This is a genomic window from Azonexus sp. (assembly GCF_036170495.1).
Classification (GTDB): Bacteria; Pseudomonadota; Gammaproteobacteria; order Burkholderiales; family Rhodocyclaceae; genus Azonexus.
The window spans coordinates 1-1640 of the sequence record NZ_JAVHPH010000452.1; the positions used below are offsets into that span (position 1 = coordinate 1).

2 protein-coding genes are annotated in these 1640 nt (G+C 63.0%); both read right to left on the minus strand.

Going from position 1 to position 1640, the window contains the following annotated elements; genetic code table 11:
* The coding region (locus tag ADADOO_RS16240; protein WP_511278551.1) for an electron transfer flavoprotein subunit alpha/FixB family protein at window positions 1–886 on the minus strand (886 nt) is incomplete at its 3' end.
* A gap of 2 nt (window positions 887–888) precedes the next feature.
* Window positions 889–1640 (minus strand): electron transfer flavoprotein subunit beta/FixA family protein (locus ADADOO_RS16245; RefSeq protein WP_511278552.1); only part of this gene is annotated, 752 nt, incomplete at its 5' end.

Below are 1640 nucleotides of genomic sequence, written 5' to 3' on the forward strand. Positions count from 1 at the left end.
CAACCAGCCCGTAATCCGCCACCTGAAAGATCGGCGCATCGGGGTCCTTGTTGATGGCGACGATGACTTTCGACTCCTTCATGCCAGCCAGATGCTGGATGGCGCCCGAGATACCGACGGCGATGTAAAGCTGCGGAGCAACGATCTTGCCGGTCTGGCCGACCTGGTAGTCGTTCGGGACGAAGCCGGCATCGACCGCGGCACGGGAAGCACCGAGGGCGGCGCCGAGCTTGTCGGCGAGCGGTTCGAGCAGGGTGTGGTAGTTCTCGCCACTGCCCAGACCACGGCCACCGGAGACGATGATCTTGGCGGCACCGAGTTCGGGGCGCTCGGACTTGGTCAGTTCGCGGTGAGTCAGGGTGCTTTGGGCGGTGTCATTTGCCGCAGCGACGCTTTCGATTTTCGCGGCATTTTCCCGGTTGACCGTATCAAAGGCGGTGCTGCGCACGGTGATGACCTTGACGGCATCGGCACTCTGCACCGTGGCCAGGGCATTGCCGGCGTAGATCGGGCGGACAAAGGTGTCCGGGCTTTCAACGCCGGTGATTTCGGAGATCTGGGCGACGTCGAGGAGCGCGGCGATGCGCGGAGCGAGGTTCTTGCCGAAGGTGGTGGCGGGGGCAAGGATGTGGCTGTAGCCCGCAGCGTGGGCGATGACCAGCGCGGTGAGGTTCTCGGCGGTCTGGCTTTGGTAGTGGGCGGCGTCGGCGACTTTGACCAGGCTGACACCGTTGAGGGTGGCGGCTTCCTGGGCGGCGGCACTGCAGCCTGATCCAGCAACGAGGAGGTGGATGTCGCCGCCAATCTTTTGGGCGGCGGCGACGGTGTTGAGGGTGGCGGCCTTGAGGGCGGTGTTGTCGTGTTCGGCGATGACGAGAATGGTCATGATCAGATCACCTTGGCTTCGTTCTTGAGTTTGTTGACGAGTTCGGCCACATCGGCAACCCGGATGCCGGCGCTGCGCTTGGCCGGTTCGACAACCTTGATCGTGGTCAGGCGCGGCGTGATGTCGACGCCAAGGTCAGCCGGCTTGACGGTGTCGAGCGGCTTTTTCTTGGCTTTCATGATGTTGGGCAGGGTGGCGTAACGCGGTTCGTTGAGACGCAGGTCGGTACTGACGACAGCCGGGAGTGTGATCTCGAGGGTTTCGAGGCCGCCGTCGATTTCGCGGGTGACGGTGGCTTTGCCATCAGCGATGACAACCTTGGAGGCGAAGGTGGCTTGTGGCCAGGCTTGCAGGGCGGCGAGCATTTGCCCGGTCTGGTTGGCGTCGTCGTCGATGGCTTGTTTGCCGCAGATGACGAGTTGCGGGGCTTCCTTGTCGCAGAGGGCCTTCAAGAGCTTGGCGACGGCCAGCGGCTGGATTTCCGTATCGCCACAGTCGACGAGGATGCCGCGGTCGGCACCGATGGCCATGGCGGTGCGCAGGGTTTCCTGGCAGGCGGCGACGCCGCAGCTGACGGCGATGACTTCGCTGGCGATGCCGGCTTCCTTGAGGCGGACGGCTTCTTCGATGGCGATTTCGTCGAAGGGGTTCATGCTCATCTTGACGTTGGCCAGGTCGACGCCAGAACCATCGGCCTTGACGCGGACTTTGACGTTGTAATCAACAACTCGTTTGACGGGGACGAGAATCTTCA